The organism is Herbiconiux sp. FW305-C-125, assembly GCF_058783455.1.
Map to the genome: position 1 here is coordinate 1 of NZ_JBYSYO010000037.1, position 767 is coordinate 767.

Annotated in this window: 1 protein-coding gene; it reads right to left on the minus strand. The window is 64.8% G+C overall.

The window, feature by feature from the left end:
- The coding region (locus tag AC3WLB_RS24285; RefSeq protein WP_492510491.1) for an IS481 family transposase at positions 1 to 767 on the minus strand (767 nt) is incomplete at both ends.

Genomic DNA, 767 nt, shown 5'->3' on the forward strand with positions numbered 1-767 from the left:
TGTACTGCCCAGGCAGGTTAGTTAGCCGGCTGATGGGTGGTTTTGCTCCGATGGCGGTGTGGGGCCTGTGGTGATTGTATTCGTGGAGCCAGGCCGGGAGAGCGTTTCGGCGGGCTGATTCGCTGTTGTAGTGGCGGGAGAATGCCCACCCGTCTGCGAGTGTTCGGTGGAACCGTTCGATCTTCCCGTTGGTCTGTGGCCGGTAGGGTCGGGTCTTCTTCACGCGGATTCCGAGCTCGGCGCAGCTATCGCGCCAGAGGTGGGATTTGTAGGCGGAGCCGTTGTCAGAGAGCACCCGCTCAACGGTGATGCCACGGGCGGCGAACCAGGTCACGGCCCGGCGGAGCACGGCGACCGCGGTGGCGGCGGTTTCGTCGTCGTGGATCTCGGCGTAAGCGACGCGGGAGTGGTCATCGATCACGGTGTGCACGAACGCGGTCCCGATCTTCGGGTTGTAGTGGGCGTTGCGTGGTTTCCCCGGGGTTGCTGCCCGGTTCCGGTCTCCTTGTTGCCGGCCGACGAAGCGGTGCCCGCCACCGTCGGGGATGTTGCCGAGCTTCTTCACATCGACGTGGATCATCGATCCCGGATAGTCGTGTTCGTAACGGCGGACGGGTTCCCCGGTTCGGACATCGACATGATGCAGTCGGTTCAGTCGCACCCGCACCAGGACGGCGTGGACGGTCGAGGCTGGAACACCGAGCTTCGCGCCGATCGCGACGGGGCCGAGGCGCTTCTTCCACCGCAGATGCACGATCTTCCGCACC